This is a genomic window from Humibacter albus DSM 18994, assembly GCF_000421825.1.
In the GTDB taxonomy this organism is placed as follows: domain Bacteria; phylum Actinomycetota; class Actinomycetes; order Actinomycetales; family Microbacteriaceae; genus Humibacter; species Humibacter albus.
In genome coordinates this window covers 1-16,365 of record NZ_ATXT01000016.1, presented here as the reverse complement: position 1 = coordinate 16,365, position 16,365 = coordinate 1, and the positions used below count along the sequence as shown (strand labels likewise).

Sequence of the window (16,365 nt, the reverse complement as noted above, 5' to 3'; positions counted from 1 at the left end):
CATCATGTTCACCGTCGTCATACTCAGTGACGCTGCTCGCACGATCATCGGCCGGTCGCGCGTGTTCTTCGAACCGTTCGAGGAGGCGGGCGGCCTCGCCTTCTGCCGCTGGGACCAATCGAGCGGGGCCACAAGCCTCGCCCAGGCGTTGCCCGATCTCCGCGAGATCATCAGGGGCAAGAAGGAGTGGCGCGCCGTCGTCGTCGATCACGTCGCCGGGGCGGCCGATTCGGAACGGAACGCGGAGAACCCGTTCGACTTCGTCGACAATCGGCGTCGGGAACTCAATCTCGAGCGATCGAAGCACCCGCTGGTGCGCATCGCGCACGTGCTGCTCGGGTATCCCGAGATGTCGGCGATGGCGTTCGAGCCGATGCTGAGCTACCGCGAGCACGACACCGGGGACAGGGTGTTCCGGACGGAGTCGGAGCTCGCTCTGGAATATCCGCAGACTCCGTTCGCCGAGGTGCTGGCCGGGCTCGGCAACGACAAGACCAAGTACGACGTGCAGGTGCACTTCAAGGAGATCGAGTACTCGCCGCAGCAGAAGGCGGCACACGAGGAGCTCGTCGAGCAGTACCGCATGAAAGAGGTGCGGCCGTCCGAGGTCGTCTTCATCAGCACGCGCACGCCTGTCGAAGTGAATTCGAAGGAAGTGCTGCACGAGGCATGGCGCTCCGAAGCCGAGCGGACTCCGTCGATGTTCGTGGAACGGAACGACTATCCGCCCTCCAGCCGGTTCGCCGTGTACGACCTCGTGAACCCGGAGAACTCGGGATACGAACAAGACGAGCTGCGGTTCTGGCTCGCGGTGTTGACCGTGGCCACCAACCTGCTGCCGCCGAGCGCGTTCCAGGCCGAGCACGTCTACCGCATCAGCGTCGATTTCAGCGACGGCCGGCTGGCGGAGATGCTCAACGCGCACTTGAGCCGCTTGATCGACGTGCGCGATCGCCTCACGAGCATGATCGAACAGCCCAGGCGTCCCCCGGATGTCTCGGTCTCCGACTACCTCACCGTGCAGCACGTTCCGCTCGAGTTCGACCGGATCGGCGGCGCCGAGCTCAGGGTCGGAACGGACGGATACTCACTGGTCTCGGATGTGCCGAGAAGCGAGATCATGCGGTGGGAGAGTGACTTCGCGGATCTGTCTCTGCACGCCGACGCCTTCATGCGGCGACCGCGGCGGGTGCTCGGCCGCGCCGTCTTCGAGGCGCATGACCGCGTTCGCCGATTTCCTCATCCGCAGCGCGCTCTCACGGCGATCGAGCGCGAGGAGATCGAAGACGAGCTGGGCAAACGGATCGGCGAGCTGACCACGCCGGCGACCACGGACATCCTGGACCGCGGGCAGGTGTCGGCCACGTTGAAGGAACTGGATGGACGAGTCGGCGCGCACATCCGCCAGCGCATGCGGCGCGGAACGGTGCTGGCCGCCGGCGTCGTCGCCCTCGCCGTGTGGCTGGCCTCGTTCACCCCCTATCTCTTGCAGGCGGCGACGAAGGGCTGGCCGAGTGCGGCGGAAGCGGTTCTCGTCGTCGTGATCGTTCTCGCCATCGTCGCCGCGAGCGGCCTCCTCACGCTCGTGTGGATGCGCATGCGGATGAGGCGCCTGCTGGCCGACGTGAACCGCACCATGCGAGACCTGGTCTCCCGCGTGAGCAATGGCGCAAGTCTCTTCGGGGACTACCTCTCGAAACTCGCGACCTACATGTATGCCAGGGCTCTTCTGCTCGGATCCCACGAGGAAGAAAGCCATGAGCGGGCGAGGCTCCGCAGCTGGGTCGCGTTGCGTGTGCGCCTCGACGACGTGATCGGAGTCGAGAAGGGCATTGTCACGTCGCTCGGATTCGCTCCTCAGACCACGCGGGTCCCGATGAGCGCGAACCCGTTCGACCCCGACGACGAGGCAGCCCTGCGCACGGTATTCCGATTCCCGGTGGCCGACATCGCGCGTGCTCGCTTCAACGACTCGGGGGAGACCATCGCCGCACCCTACGAGTTCATCACGCACCTCGAGCTCGCGCGGATCCCTCTCGTCGAGACCGACGCCACGCCATCCGATGCGCCCCGAGAGCGGAACTGAGCAACCATGCCGACCTTCCTGCAGAGCCTCGCCGGCACGGCGCCGGTGCTCATCGTCCTGCTGCTCGCCCGCACACTGAACGTGCCGCGCGCAGTGCGCGTGCGTCAGTATCTTCTTCCGCCGATCGCCGCCGTCTACCTGATCGGCGCGCTGGTCGTGCTCTACCCACTGAATTCGTGGCTCGACTCGTTGCTCGGCGGCCTCTTCCGTGTGATCCCAGTGCTGCAGACCTGGTACAGCACGGCCTGGTTGTACGTCATCGAGAACACGGTGGTCATCCTCGTCTGGCTCGCGATCAAGCTGATTCTGCGCCCGGTATTCCGGCGTGTGGGCGCCGAGGCGAACTTCTTCGCAAGCTCGCTGGTTGCGGGCGTGTACGTCTTCGATGCCGATTACGAGACCTGGTTCGTGCAGCGGCGCCTGGGGAGCCTGCGCACCTTCTACCGAGTGCTGACGTGGTTCTCGCTGGCAGTCGCCATCGGCCTCATCGCACTCGTCGACGCATTTCCGGCCTGGCCGGGGTTCCTCGCGATCTCGTTCCCCGCGCTCGCCGCGCTCCTGATCGCGGAGATCTCCTACTCGCTCGACGGCGTGACGAGGCCCGAATACGAATCGGATGTCTTCGGCGAAGACGACACGGCGACGCGCGTGGTGCAGTACGGCGGCCTTCGCGAGATCTATCGCGAGACATTCGGTGATCGAACGCTCGACACCTCGATCAGCCTCTCCTCCACCGACCCGAAATCGTCTTTCGCCCGCCTCGATGAGTTGAGTCGATCATCCAGCGACGTCGACCGCATCGCGTCCGCATACTTCGGTCGGCTCAAGGCGTCGGGACGAGAGCTCGACATCAACCTCCTGGATGCCACCACGCGCCTTCTGCACGACGTGAGCGTGGTCGTCAGCAATCCCTTCTACAACGACCTCACCGACTACCTGGCATTCCCCGTCTACTACCGTCTGCTCCAGTACGGAAAGTGCCTGATCATCGCCGGGCGCGACTCCGCAGCGAGCGACCTCGCCGAGTGGATCACGGCCGGCCTCGAGTCGATCACGGGTGTACCCGACCTGTGGCGCGTCGACGTGCTCGATGAGCGGAACTCTCGCGAGCTCGACGTGGGCGTGCTTCGGTTCGCGGACATCCACAACCTCGACCTCATCGCCGGAGCAGACGATTTCTTCGGCGAGGTGGCGATGGTCATCCTCGCCGAACCGAGCCGGATGCTCACGACCGCTCAGGTCGGGCTCGGGCTCGTGCTGGCGCGCTGCGGCAGGTCGTCCGCTCCGGTGTTCGCCGTGTTCGACAGGAATCACGACGGCCTCGTGGATGCGCTCTCGCATCTGCTCAGAACGAACCTGACGACGGTTGTGGCCTCCGCGCTGCCGTACGGCGCGGGCTCACAGGTGGTCTGGCGAGGCGACGGACCACCGATGCACACCGCGATCCTTCCCGAGATCACGCGTTATCTCGGGTTGGGCACCGAGATCGGAGCGGTCGCGCTGAAATACCAGGTCTCGCGCGTCGAATGGGTGGGTGCCGACGTCTTTCCGGTCGAGGACATGTCGTGGATCGCCGGGCAGTATTACGGACAGCTGAGCGCGTTCGCCGGTCTCGACGTCTCTCAGCACGCGATCTCCGAGTCCATCGTTCCGGTGGCCAATCCCTGGGAGCTGAGTCGCAGCGACAACCGCTTTCTCGTCGTCGAGGACGAGATCTCGAACGTCTACGAGTCGATCCGGCTCTACGCGACGCGGGCGGACAAGCAGGGCTTCGTCAACCTCATCAGCTCGGACTATCTTCTTCGCGACTACATGGTCGCGAACCGGCAGATCTTCGAGGCCGACCCGAAGGCGGTGCCCTCCTTCGTTCCGGACTTCGCTCGAACCGAGCGGAATGCCGTGTTCCGGCTGGTGCTCACGCTGCTCGCCTTCGAGGTCGGGCATGACGACCTGGTTCGTGAACTGGAACTGATCGGCGTGCGCGTCCCCGAGCCGGACGCGGGGGACGTCGATGGTCGTGACCGCGACGGCGAGGAGGCGGGTGAGCGCACACCCCCGACGGTGGTCGAGCTGAGGTCCCTGATCGAGCGGCACACCGGCATCCGCAACGCTCCGGTCACCTGGAGCTCACAGATCATCGACGAAGGTGTCGGCGTCCCGAAGGAGCGCGTCAGCTACCGGATCGCTCGAGGTTCGAGACTGGACGAGGTCGTTGCCCAGCTGAAGCCGGCGTACTTCTTCGTCGAAGACGAGGCCGTCGACGAGAACTACATCGGCGCGGCACTCTTCGGCCACGTGTACCAGCTGCTGCTCCCCGGGCAGTTCGTCACGCACGCGGGCAAGTACTACCAGGTTCAGAGCATCGGCGAGAGCGCCCTTCGCAACGGCGTCGTGCTGCGTCGTGCCGCGGAGCACATCGACGATCGCCGCACGTACCGTCAGCTTCGCCGATTCACGATTGCCGACATCGAGTCCACCGGTCGGGTCGGAACCCGCATCGTCGACGGGGGTGTCGGCATCCGCCGAGTCCCCGCGACGATGAGCGTGCAGTCGCTCGGCTACGTCGAGCAGACGGGACGTTCCGGTCTCGGAACGGGGCACAGGGTCGAGATCGAGGGGATTCCCGCGAGGCAGTATCGCGAGAAGGAAGTTCTGGAGATCACCCTTCCCGACGTCCCGCCCAGCGTGCGCAAGACGATAGCCCTGCTCCTCAACGAGCTGTTCGTGACGATCTTTCCGCACTCGGTGCCGTTCATCGTGGCGCTGACACCCGACGAGGAGGGCGAGTTCGGTGATCTGCTCGCGGGCTTCACCTCCGACGGCCCGCGAGATGCCATCTATCTCGTCGAGGACAGCGTGCTCGATCTCGGTCTCATCCTGTCGGTGGAAAGGAATTGGCGGCGTCTTCTCGAGATCGTCGCAGACTTCCTGACCTGGCGAGGCGGTATCGACGGTTCGGAGCCGGAGCCCGAGGAACCGTCAGGGGTCGATGCCGACGACCTCCCCGAGCCGCACGAGCCCGAGGAAGGTCTCGGGGCGGTCGACTTCGCGATGCCGAACGGAGAGGTCGTCGTCGAGCCGGAGCCGGAGCCAGGGCCGGTGCTGGAGCCGGAGGCGATCATGACACCGGATGGCAGCGCGGAACAGCCCGCGGCGCCCGCCCTCGCCGCCACGGCAGCAACGCCGTCGCAGGATGCAGGCATCGCCGGCGTCGAGCATCCCGGAGCGGAAGCCGGCGACGAGCCTCCTGAAACACAAGCCGGCGTCGAGCATCCCGAAGCAGAAGTCGGCAACGAGTCTCGCGAAGCGAAACCCGGAGTGAAGGTGAGCGCGGACGATGACACAGAGTGACTATCTCCAGTACGACGGTGCGAGCGAGGCTCACGCGATCGACGATCGTGGCACCCTCGCCTACCTCGAAACGCTCGGCATCACCGGGGGCGCGTTGCAGCGTGCGCGCACTGCTGTCGGCGCCGGCCGGGCGGCCCGCTTCGAATTCGAGGACGGCGATGCACGGTACTGCGACTTCTGTTTCGTCAGGCTCACCGGCGGCGAATACGACCGGCTGGCGGATGGCCGGGAGCGGTGCGTACGGTGCTCGCGAACTGTCCTGTCGACCGGCAGCGAGTTCACGGATGTCTTCCACAAGGTGCGCACGAACCTGGAAGTCGCGTTCGACGTCACGGTGCGCGCTCCCGCCGTCGTGCGCATGGTGAACGCGAAGGAGATCGCGCGTCGATCGGGAGAACGGTTCCAGCCGACGCCCGGGGTCGACGCACGGGTGCTCGGTTTCGCCGAGCGTTCGCGGTCCGGCTTCCGGCTGTACCTCGAGAACGGCTCGCCGAAGCTCGCCGCCATCGCGACGCTCGCGCACGAGCTGACTCACGTCTGGCAGTACACGCACTGGAATGAGCGTGCGGTGCTGGCGCGGTACGGCAAGCGCAACCGCTTGCCGGTCTACGAGGGCATGGCGACCTGGGTGCAGATCCAATACCTGTTCTGCATCGCAGAGACGGGCTTCGCAGAACGCCAGGAGGCGTACGCGCTGCAGCGCACCGACGAGTACGGCGTGGGCTACCGGTGGTTCCTCGACGCCTACCCGCTCCGGCGCGACGGCGACGTGCGCCACGCGACGCCATTCCATCAGCAGCTCCCGTTGTAAGTCCTACGATGGTGGCATGCCGCGACGCCTCGCCCGCATCACCGCTGCCGTCCTCGTCGCCGGCGTCACGGCGCTCATGCTGGCTGGATGCGCGCAGAACTCCACGAAGCCGGTCACCGATTACCGCGGTGAGCCGAAGGGTGTGGAAGCCCCGGCCAGCAGCGCGGGAGGTGCCCCGTTCTCGGTGTGGCTGAAGAACGGCGACCAGTTCACGGTCACCTTCTACGGCAGTTCGACGTGCCCGCCGGTTGGCGAGCGATTCAAGCTCACCGGGCACAACGCCATCTCGATCACGCTGGCCAAGACCACGAAGAAGGCGTGCACGATGGACTACGTGCCGCACACCACGGTGTTCACGACCCCGAATACGGTCGACCGCCATTCCGACGTCTCCCTCACCGGGCAGGGCATGACGTGGGTGCTCCAGGCGCTGAAGAAGTAGCCGCGGTTCTGGCGCACAGTCTGCGCCTGTCGACGCCAGGATGCACGTGCTCGGCGGAGCTTAACGCCGACGGCGAACAGCGGCCAACAGCTCGCACTCGCTCACTACCCTGAATGTATCGAGACCGACGTGCACGGACCCTGGATGCCCGCAGCACCACTCGTAGACATCCACCGGCACACGGCCAGCGGCCTCGAGAGGAGCGACCACATGTTTGAGAGATTCACCGACCGAGCCCGTCGCGTCGTCGTCTTGGCGCAAGAAGAAGCCAAGATGCTCAACCACAACTACATCGGCACCGAGCACATTCTGCTCGGGCTGATCCACGAGGGTGAGGGCGTCGCCGCGAAGGCACTGGAGTCGCTGGGGATCTCCCTGGATGCCGTGCGTGAGCAGGTACAGGACATCATCGGCCAGGGTCAGCAGCAGCCGACCGGGCACATCCCGTTCACTCCGCGCGCGAAGAAGGTGTTGGAGCTGTCGCTGCGCGAAGCGCTGCAGCTCGGGCACAACTACATCGGTACCGAGCACATTCTGCTCGGGCTCATCCGCGAGGGTGAGGGCGTTGCCGCGCAGGTGCTCGTCAAGCTCGGCGCCGACCTCAACCGCGTGCGCCAGCAGGTGATCCAGCTGCTCTCCGGCTATCAGGGCAAGGAGCAGGTTCAGGTGGGCGCCAATGAGCAGCAGGGCGCGCAGGGCGGGAGTCAGATTCTCGACCAGTTCGGTCGGAACCTCACCCAGGCCGCGCGCGAGAACAAGCTCGACCCGGTGATCGGGCGCGAGAAAGAGATCGAGCGCGTGATGCAGATCCTGTCGCGTCGGTCCAAGAACAACCCGGTGCTCATCGGTGAGCCCGGCGTCGGCAAGACCGCCGTCGTCGAGGGCCTCGCCCAGGCGATCGTGCGCGGCGACGTGCCCGAGACGCTGAAGGACAAGCAGCTCTATACGCTCGACCTCGGCTCGCTGATCGCCGGTTCCCGCTACCGCGGTGACTTCGAGGAACGCCTCAAGAAGGTCACCAAGGAGATCCGCACCCGCGGCGACATCATCACGTTCATCGACGAGATCCACACCCTGGTGGGTGCGGGCGCGGCCGAGGGTGCGATCGACGCCGCGAGCATCCTGAAGCCGCTGCTCGCCCGCGGCGAGCTGCAGACCATCGGCGCCACGACGCTCGACGAGTATCGCAAGCACTTCGAGAAGGATGCCGCGCTCGAGCGCCGCTTCCAGCCCATCCAGGTGGCAGAGCCGTCGCTCCCGCACGCGATCAACATTCTCAAGGGCCTGCGCGACCGCTATGAGGCGCACCACAAGGTGTCCATCACCGACGGCGCCATCGTCGCGGCCGCCAATCTCTCCGACCGATACATCAGCGACCGCTTCCTGCCCGACAAGGCGATCGACCTGATCGACGAGGCCGGAGCCCGGCTGCGCCTGTCGATCCTGTCGGCTCCGCCGGAGCTGCGCGAGTTCGACGACAAGATCGCGAAGGTGCGCGAGCGCAAGGAAGGCGCGATCGAGGAACAGGACTTCGAGAAGGCCGCATCGCTGCGCGACGAGGAGAAGAACCTGCTCGGCGAGCGCCTGCGGCTGGAGAAGCAGTGGCGCAGCGGAGACGTCAAGACGACGGCCGAGGTCGATGAGGGGCTCATCGCCGAGGTGCTGGCGCAGGCCACGGGCATCCCGGTGTTCAAGCTCACCGAAGAGGAGTCCAGCCGCCTGGTCTTCATGGAGAAGGCGTTGCACCAGCGCGTCATCGGCCAGGACGAGGCCATCTCGGCGCTCTCCCGCACGATCCGTCGTCAGCGTGCCGGGTTGAAGGACCCGCACCGCCCGAGCGGCTCGTTCATCTTCGCCGGCCCGACCGGTGTCGGAAAGACGGAGCTGGCCAAGGCGCTCGCGGAGTTCCTCTTCGACGACGAGGACGCGATCATCTCGCTCGACATGTCGGAGTACGGCGAGAAGCACACCGTTTCCCGGTTGTTCGGCGCCCCTCCCGGGTTCGTCGGCTTCGAGGAGGGCGGCCAGCTCACCGAGAAGGTGCGGCGCAAGCCGTTCTCGGTCGTGCTGTTCGACGAGATCGAGAAGGCGCACCCCGACATCTTCAACTCGCTGCTCCAGATTCTGGAGGAGGGACGTCTGACCGATGGCCAGGGCCGCGTCGTCGACTTCAAGAACACGGTCATCATCATGACGACCAACCTCGGCACCGCGGCCATCTCCGGAGGCCCGGTCGGTTTCCAGGCTGAGGGCGACACGGGCAGCCAGTCCGGGTACGACCGCATGCGGGGCAAGGTGAACGAGGAGCTGAAGAAGAACTTCAAGCCCGAGTTCCTCAACCGCGTCGACGAGATCATCGTGTTCCCGCAGCTCGACAAGGGCGAGCTGCTGCAGATCGTCGACCTCTTCGTCAAGCGTCTGGGCGAGCGGATGCTCGACCGCGACATGACAGTCGAGCTCACGACCCCGGCGAAGGAGAAACTCATCGAGGTCGGGTTCGACCCGGCGCTCGGAGCGCGTCCGCTGCGCCGCGCGGTGCAGCACGAGGTGGAGGATCGGCTCAGCGAGAAGATCCTGCACGGCGAGCTGAACGCGGGCGACCACGTCACGGTGGACTTCGTGGGCGGCGAGTTCGTGTTCACGACTGCCGCGCGCAAGGACCCCGTGGGGGCGATCTCCGCGGGACCGGTCGGCACGGGATCAGCGACACCGGACCTCGCCGCCGGGCTGTAGAGACCGCAGAGTAAGCACGCCACACGCAGGGCGCGGGATCGGCTCAGGGGCCGGCTCCCGCGCCCTTGTGCGTGGCCGGATCGCTCAGCCCGCGCTGCCGTCGATCTTCTTCTCGGCCGAGCCCAGAGCATCCGAGATCGTGCCGGCGGCCCGATCGGCGACAGAACCGGCCAGGTCGCCGACGCTGCTGGACACGTTCTGCATCGGCGGCGAGTCGGCGATCTTTCGCGCCGTGTCGCGCAGGCGCTCGTAGCTCTTCCGTCCGGCCCGTGCGCCGAAGATGTAGCCGATGGCGACGCCGGCCGCAAAGATGACGAATTTCATGGCAATCCCCTTTCCGCAACGCGCCGGGGACGCGCGCTGGTTCACCAGGATCCTCCGTCGAGCGCTCTCTGTCAGCCCCTTGCGGTCGGCGCGCGAGTGTTGACGGGCCCAGCACGAGTGGCAACACGGCCTAGGCTGAACGGGTGGCAGACCTCCTCACCGAGCCGATCTCGACGACCGACGTACTCGGATTCCGCGTGCGCCGAGCGCGCACAGATGACGTGCCCGGCATCCAGCGCCTGGTGCAGCCGCTGGTCGATCAGCGCATCCTGCTCGGCAAGGAGCGCGTCGCGCTGTACGAGTCGTTGCAGGAGTTCCGGGTCGCTGTCGACGCGAACGAGACCCTCATCGGGTGCGGTGCCGTGCACGTGCTCTGGGAAGACCTCGGTGAGGTGCGCACGTTGGCGGTCTCCGACGACTGGCGTGGTCGGGGCGTCGGGCACGCGATGCTCGAGCGACTCGAGCACGACGCGTCCGGCCTGGGTCTGAGCCGTCTGTTCTGCCTCACCTTCGAGGTGCGGTTCTTCTCGCGGCACGGTTTCGAAGACATGGGACACGAGACGGTCGACCCGGATGTCTACAACGAGCTCCTGCGAAGCCGCGACGAAGGCGTGGCCGAGTTCCTCGACCTGGCACGGGTGAAGCCGAATACTCTCGGCAACACCCGCATGATCAAGCAGCTGTAATCGCTTCCGCGTTGTCGCAGCAAGGAAGCACTCACGGCGATACCACGCCGAGGCCCGAGATTGCCTCATGCGCTCGGCGAGTTGCCGCAGGTGCCGCCGCGCGGCCGCTTAGCCTGAGGGCATGTCGAGCCTGAAGCATCCGGTCGGCCCTCAGTCGAGCAGGGTGTACTGGCGGCGGCGCCTCGTCGTGGGGCTCGCTGCAGTGGCGGTGATCGCCGTGATCTTGCTGATCGTCTTCGCTCCGCGCGGCAAGTCGGATGCCTCCGCACCGGTCGCGACTCACACTCACACCGCGACCTCGACGCCGAAGAGCACGGCGAAATCGACATCGAAGGCCGACGCAGGCTCCGCGACCGTACCGACCACCAAGGCGAACGCGAGCGGCAAGGCGTGCTCGCCGTCGGTCGTGGACGTCGAGGCCATCACCGACGCGAACTCGTACGCGGCGGGTGTGAAGCCGCAGCTGTCGTTCTCGATCACGAACACGGGCGGCGTGGCCTGCGTGTTCAATGCGGGCACCGCGAAACAGGTGTTCACGATCACGAGCGGCACCGAGGTGTACTGGAAGTCAACGGACTGCCAGACGGATCCGACGAACACGAAGATCATGCTCGAACCCGGAAAAACGCTCACCTCGAGCCCGATCAGCTGGGATCGCACCCGGTCCGACCCGTCGACGTGCAAGTCGACGGATCGTCCTGCGGTTCCCGCCGGGGGCGCGTCCTATCACCTGAAGGTGGAGGTCGACGGTGTCACCTCCGACAGCACGAAGCAGTTCCTGCTGTACTGACGCGCACCGTCGTCTCTTCCGAGACGCGCCGCCTGCTCTACCGTGCGCCGCCTGCTGTTCTGATGCGCGCCGTCTGTCGACTCGCACCGTCAGCTGTACCGAAGAGCTCTTGTGCCGACTGGCTCTTGTGCCGACGGGCCCTGTCCTTCCCGGTGTCGCGGCAGCGGCGGACTACGAGCGGCGCCGTTCAGAACGCCGCGTCGAGCTCCCGTTCGCGGTCGCTCAGCCCGCTCGCGAATGCCAGCCGTAGCGCGGACGCAATGCCGCCCGCTCGTTCGTCGATGTGCTCGCGAAAGCCCATGCGCGCGCCTTCGCCGGCGCGCTGCTTCGCGGCGTTCACCGCGCGCACCTCACCGGCGAGGCTGATCTCGCCGAACGCCACGATGTGCTGCCCGACGGGTTTGTCGCGCACAGCCGACGCCACCGCGATCGCGATGGCGAGGTCGGCAGCGGGTTCTGTGAGACGCACGCCGCCCACGGTCGACACGTAGACATCCCGATCGGAGACGCGCACGCCCGCCCGCTTCTCCAGCACGGCGAGCAGCATGGCGAGGCGCGCAGCATCCACACCGCTCGTGACACGTCGCGGGTTCGGTGCGCTCGAGTCGATGACCAGGGCCTGCACCTCGACGGGGATGGCACGACGGCCCTCCATGGCGACCGTGACGCAGGTGCCGGAAACCGGGCTGGACGACCGACTGAGGAAGAGTCCGCTCGGGTCGGGAACCTCGACGATGCCGTCGCCCGACATCTCGAAGCACCCGACCTCGTCGGTGGGGCCGAAGCGGTTCTTCAGTGCGCGCACGAAGCGCAGCGCCGTCTGGCGGTCGCCCTCGAACTGGCAGACCACGTCGACGAGGTGTTCCAGCACGCGAGGCCCGGCGACCTGGCCGTCTTTGGTGACATGGCCGACGAGCAGGATGGGCAGGTTCCGATCTTTGGCGACGCGGATGAGGGCGCTCGCGACCTCGCGCACCTGGCTCGGGCCGCCGGCGATGCCGTCGATCGAAGCGCTGGCGACGGTCTGCACCGAGTCGACGATGACGAGCTGAGGGTCGATGGCATCGATCTGCCCGATCACCGACGCGAGATCCGTCTCGGCCGCGAGGAAGAGGTTCTCGTCGAGCGCGCCCGTGCGTTCCGCGCGCAGCCGCACCTGCCCTGCCGACTCTTCGGCCGAGACATAGAGCACGCGCGACTTCGCGGCAGCGGTACGTGAGGCAACCTCCAGCAGCAGGGTGGACTTGCCCACGCCGGGTTCGCCGGAGAGCAGGATGGCCGCACCCGGCACGATGCCGCCGCCGAGCACGCGGTCGAACTCGCCGATGCCGCTCGGCCAGTGATAGACGGCATCCGTCGCGATCTGGGTGATCGGTGTCGCCGCTCGATCGTCTGCGATCCGTGTCGGTGTCACGCGAGCGGATGCCTGCACCGACTCCGCCATCGTGTCCCACGACCCGCAGTCTCCGCACTTGCCCACCCACTTCGGGGTGCTCCAGCCGCACACCGTGCACCGGTATCCGCCCTGCGTCTTCGCCATCAACCCTCCGTGCCGGTCGTTCGTGCTCGCCCATCGATGACCGACATCGAACGCGAACAGCGCCACGTGACCTCGACCGCATTCAGGCTATGCGGCACCCCCGACGCTGTCGGCGGGGACCGCCGGAGTTGTGGAGAGCCGGAGGCTGTGGACGACGTCAAGGGGTGTCGATGTCATGCGGTCGGCGCACAATGGGCGGCATGGCAGACCAGATCTTCATGCTCGAGTCGGGGCGGCGCCTCGGAGTCTCCTCGCACGGCAATCCACTGGCCGATGATGTCGTGGTGTTCTGTCACCCGGCGCCGGGCAGCGGAGTGTTCGATCCCGATCCCACGGTGTCGGAGCGGTCAGACGCTCACATCATCGCGATCGACCGTCCCGGATACGGCTCGTCCGACCCGCTCCCCGCCGGGGAATGGCCCACCGTCACCCGGGCGGCGGAAGACATCGCCGAGTACATCCGTCGTCGCGCCAACGCCGGTATGGCTATCGGGAACAATTCGGAGCGCACCGTGTCGGTGGTGGGATGGTCAGCGGGAGGCAGGGTTGCGCTGGCGTTGGCGGCACGGCATCCGAGCCTCGTGAAACGGCTGGCCGTCATCGGCACGCCGGCGCCGAACGACGAGGTCGAGTGGATTCCGAAGCCGCTCGCGAACGAGAGCGCTCGACTGGCCCGTCTGCCCGCGCAGGAGGCGATCGAACGGCTGACGGATGCCTTCGCGCACCAGGCCGCCGCGGCCGGCGTCTCCGAAAACTCCCCGCCACCGCTCGCGATGCTCGGGGTGCGCGATGTGGACGACCGGGTGCTCGGCGCCCCGGGATTGCGCGACCGGCTCGAACAGATGCTCGCCGATGCGGTGCGACAGGGGTCGATCGGTCAGGTGACGGACCTGCTGGCGTATACGGCCCATCCATGGGGCTTCGAGGTGTCGAACGTGGCCGTCGAGACGCTGCTGGTCTACGGTCGCGCTGACGAGATCGGTCAGGCGCACGGCGAGTGGTACGCCGACAGGATGCCGAACGCGACGCTGGATGCCGTCGACGGCGTCGGCCATCTCGTCGTCTACCCCGCGTGGAAGCGCGTGCTCGAGTTCCTCACCTTCGGACAGGAAGGCCCAGCCCTGTGAAGAGGCGTTCCGCTGCGGCGGCACGCTCCACTCCGATGGCACGTTCTGCTCCGACAGGGAGCTTCGGACGCGATGTGCTCAGCCGAACCGTGCGCTTCGCTGCGGTGCACGCTCAGACATCGCCGGACCGTGTCGTTCCGGTCGGGTCCGCGGCGGTGCGAGATGCGAGCAGCTCGTCGATGCGGTGGTCGACGAGCGGCGCGAACGCGGATGCCCACACCCGGTAACCGGTGTCGTTGGGATGGAAGCGGTCGCCGGCGAACATCGCGAGCGCGCCGAGCAGGCCCGGTGCCGCGGTGAGGGCGTGCAACGGAGCGACGGAGAGGTCGCGCTCCGTCGCGAGTCGCCGCAGGATATCGTTCGCCTCGGCGACCTTGCGTTCGTTGCGCGGCAGGTAGAAACACGGCAGGTCGGCGACGATGGAGTGCGGCGGGAGCGCGTCGAGAACGGCGGTCAGCGCGCGCTCGAAGGCCGTGGCATCCCAGGTCGCGATGTCGTTCGCACCGATCGACACGGTGACGATGTCGGGGGAGCGCTTGGCCAGCCGCGGCAGTTGGTAGTCGACGGCTTGCCCCACGGTCGCGCCGGAGACGCTGAGGTTCACGGTGCGCACGGTCCTGCCGCTGCGGCCGGCGATGCGTTCGGCGAGGATGCCCACATATCCGCGTTCCGGACGGCTCGCGCCGATCCCTTGCGCGGCGCTGTCGCCGAGGGCGACGTAGAGCAGCTCGCCCTTCTCCTTGGCGTGCGCGCGCCACCACGCGGAGTTCACCGGAAGCGACTCGTTGAGCGTCGCCGACGCCGCGAGGCGGATGCGGCGCATCCTCGTCAGCACAGCCAGCACGCCGACGCCGAGCCCGGCGACGACCGACGCGGCGACGAGCCACTTGCTTCCCCCTCGCACGGTCTCACCCTACGTCGCGCGTGATGCGCTTGACCCTCACACTGTGTGAGGCTCGAGTCTGGTGATGTCATGTTGAGCATCGGAGAATTCGCCTCGATCGGCCGGGTGAGCGTGCGCATGCTGCGCCACTACGACGAGATCGGGCTGCTCCGTCCCGCCCGAGTGGATCCCGCGACCGGGTATCGCTCGTACGAGGCGTCGCAGCTCACCGGGCTCAGCCGCATCGTCGAGCTGAAGGGTCTCGGCCTCACGCTGGAGCAGATCGCGCGCGTTCAGCGCGAGGATGCCGTTCCTCACGACCTCGAGACTCTTCTCGTGACCGTGCGGGCCGACCTGCGACGCGCGCTCGCCGAGGGCGAGGCACGGCTGCGGCGCATCGAGGCGCAACTCCGCACACTGAAAGGGGACACCGTCATGCCGACATCCAGCACCGTCACCGTGGAGATCCGTTCCGTCGAACCGCAACGCGTCGCCACTCTTACCCGCAAGGCTCCTGGCTTCGGTCCGGCGAACATTTCGCCGGTGATCGGACCGATGTATCCGGATGCCGCAGCCCTCCTCGCGCAGGCGGGCGTCACCGAGTTCGGTCCAGGCATCGCCCTGTACGAGGCCGATGAGAGCGGCGACGGAAGCGGCGCTCTCGTCACGGCGGGCTTCGTCGTGCCGGAGAGCACCGGCGCGCTGCCGGGCCTCGACGTACACGACATCCCTGCCATTCCGCAGGCTGCGATCACCGTGCACCGCGGTGAGGTCTCCGGAATCGGCGAGTCCTGGATGGCGCTCACCGAGTGGTTGCACGAGAACGACTACGAACTGATCGACGTCTGTCGTGAGGTCTACTGGACGCCCGGCGACAGCCCGCAGTCCGAGTGGATCACCGACCTGGTGCAGCCCGTGGCGGCAGTAGGTGCCGTTCGGCGGTAGGCCACCGCGCGGCGTCGGCGCGGCGAAAAGCTCGTCGAGCCACGTTGCCCTCCGTCACCGAGCCACCCTGAAGTTGTCGAGCCACCCTCGGATTTGCGCGAATAGATTGCGGGCTCGACAACATCCGGGTGGCTCGCCGGAGACCGTGCGACCGGACCCCATCGATTCGCTCGGCGTCGAGTCGTCGCGTACAGTAGACGGCGGTACCGTGTCCGAGCGGCCGAAGGAGCATGTCTCGAAAACATGTGTGGGGGCAACTCCACCGTGGGTTCAAATCCCACCGGTACCGCCATGTGATGTCTCAGGACATCGGAATAGCCCGAACCCATGTTGTGTGGGTTCGGGCTATTGCTTTGTGCGGGGTTGGTAGTCGCGTTCGAGGTTGATGGTCAGTTCGCGTAGGAGTTCTCCGGTGGTGGCGTTGATGACGATCACGTCGAGGTCGTGGATGAGGAGTTTGACGTGGGTTCCGGCGTGGGTTCGGCCGATGCCGATGTGGCGTAGCCGGCCGGCGACGCGCAGGGTGACGGTGCCGCTTTTGTCGATGCGGTCGTCTCGGACGCGGTCGTGGCTGTCGGTTCTGGCGTTGGCGGGCGAGGTCTTGATGCCGGTGCTGTAGATGGTCGCGGGGGTGGCTTGTCGGGGCA

Annotated in this window: 12 protein-coding genes, 1 tRNA gene and 1 pseudogene; 10 read left to right on the top strand and 4 right to left on the bottom strand. The window is 66.8% G+C overall.

Going from position 1 to position 16,365, the window contains the following annotated elements:
• Positions 1-4 precede the first annotated feature (4 nt).
• The 5 genes from H623_RS0111525 to H623_RS0111505 all read left to right on the top strand — a co-directional run bounded on the left by H623_RS0111525 (position 5) and on the right by H623_RS0111505 (position 9,423).
• On the top strand, positions 5-2,086 hold the full coding sequence (locus H623_RS0111525; protein WP_022901090.1) for a hypothetical protein: 2,082 nt from the start codon (positions 5-7) through the stop codon (positions 2,084-2,086).
• Between the two features lie 6 nt (positions 2,087-2,092).
• Complete coding sequence (locus tag H623_RS0111520) at positions 2,093-5,437, top strand: ICP22 family protein (RefSeq protein WP_022901089.1); 3,345 nt, start codon at positions 2,093-2,095, stop codon at positions 5,435-5,437.
• On the top strand, positions 5,424-6,248 hold the full coding sequence (locus tag H623_RS0111515) for a hypothetical protein (RefSeq protein ID WP_022901088.1): 825 nt from the start codon (positions 5,424-5,426) through the stop codon (positions 6,246-6,248). Before H623_RS0111520 ends, H623_RS0111515 begins: the two co-directional genes overlap by 14 nt.
• 16 nt (positions 6,249-6,264) lie before the next feature.
• Positions 6,265-6,690 carry a hypothetical protein gene (locus tag H623_RS19460; protein ID WP_022901087.1) on the top strand — a complete coding sequence of 142 codons (426 nt, stop codon included), beginning with the start codon at positions 6,265-6,267 and terminating at the stop codon, positions 6,688-6,690.
• A 210-nt stretch (positions 6,691-6,900) separates the two neighbouring features.
• Entirely contained in the window at positions 6,901-9,423 is a 2,523-nt protein-coding gene (locus H623_RS0111505; RefSeq protein WP_022901086.1) for an ATP-dependent Clp protease ATP-binding subunit, read from the top strand.
• Positions 9,424-9,507: 84 nt separating this feature from the next.
• Here the strand turns inward: H623_RS0111505 and H623_RS19455 are convergent, their stop codons facing one another.
• Entirely contained in the window at positions 9,508-9,792 is a 285-nt protein-coding gene (locus tag H623_RS19455) for a hypothetical protein (protein ID WP_157560966.1), read from the bottom strand.
• Between the two features lie 98 nt (positions 9,793-9,890).
• Between H623_RS19455 and H623_RS0111495 the strand changes: the two genes are divergently transcribed.
• On the top strand, positions 9,891-10,433 hold the full coding sequence (locus H623_RS0111495) for an amino-acid N-acetyltransferase (protein ID WP_022901085.1): 543 nt from the start codon (positions 9,891-9,893) through the stop codon (positions 10,431-10,433).
• Between the two features lie 121 nt (positions 10,434-10,554).
• On the top strand, positions 10,555-11,223 hold the full coding sequence (locus H623_RS0111490; RefSeq protein ID WP_022901084.1) for a hypothetical protein: 669 nt from the start codon (positions 10,555-10,557) through the stop codon (positions 11,221-11,223).
• A gap of 187 nt (positions 11,224-11,410) precedes the next feature.
• Here the strand turns inward: H623_RS0111490 and radA are convergent, their stop codons facing one another.
• Positions 11,411-12,763 (bottom strand): DNA repair protein RadA, encoded by a 1,353-nt coding sequence (gene radA / locus H623_RS0111485; RefSeq protein WP_026940251.1) that lies wholly within the window; start codon positions 12,761-12,763, stop codon positions 11,411-11,413.
• A 200-nt stretch (positions 12,764-12,963) separates the two neighbouring features.
• Between radA and H623_RS19450 the strand changes: the two genes are divergently transcribed.
• On the top strand, positions 12,964-13,890 hold the full coding sequence (locus tag H623_RS19450) for an alpha/beta fold hydrolase (RefSeq protein ID WP_051143231.1): 927 nt from the start codon (positions 12,964-12,966) through the stop codon (positions 13,888-13,890).
• A gap of 112 nt (positions 13,891-14,002) precedes the next feature.
• Here H623_RS19450 and H623_RS19445 read toward each other — a convergent pair whose 3' ends face one another.
• On the bottom strand, positions 14,003-14,794 hold the full coding sequence (locus tag H623_RS19445; RefSeq protein ID WP_022901081.1) for an SGNH/GDSL hydrolase family protein: 792 nt from the start codon (positions 14,792-14,794) through the stop codon (positions 14,003-14,005).
• Between the two features lie 69 nt (positions 14,795-14,863).
• Between H623_RS19445 and H623_RS0111470 the strand changes: the two genes are divergently transcribed.
• A complete protein-coding gene (locus tag H623_RS0111470; protein ID WP_022901080.1) occupies positions 14,864-15,718 on the top strand; it encodes a MerR family transcriptional regulator in 855 nt (284 codons plus the stop codon).
• Between the two features lie 202 nt (positions 15,719-15,920).
• Positions 15,921-16,010: transfer RNA gene (locus tag H623_RS0111465), tRNA-Ser, on the top strand.
• A gap of 53 nt (positions 16,011-16,063) precedes the next feature.
• Here H623_RS0111465 and H623_RS21940 read toward each other — a convergent pair.
• A pseudogene (locus H623_RS21940) lies at positions 16,064-16,365 on the bottom strand (IS481 family transposase); the annotation flags it as partial.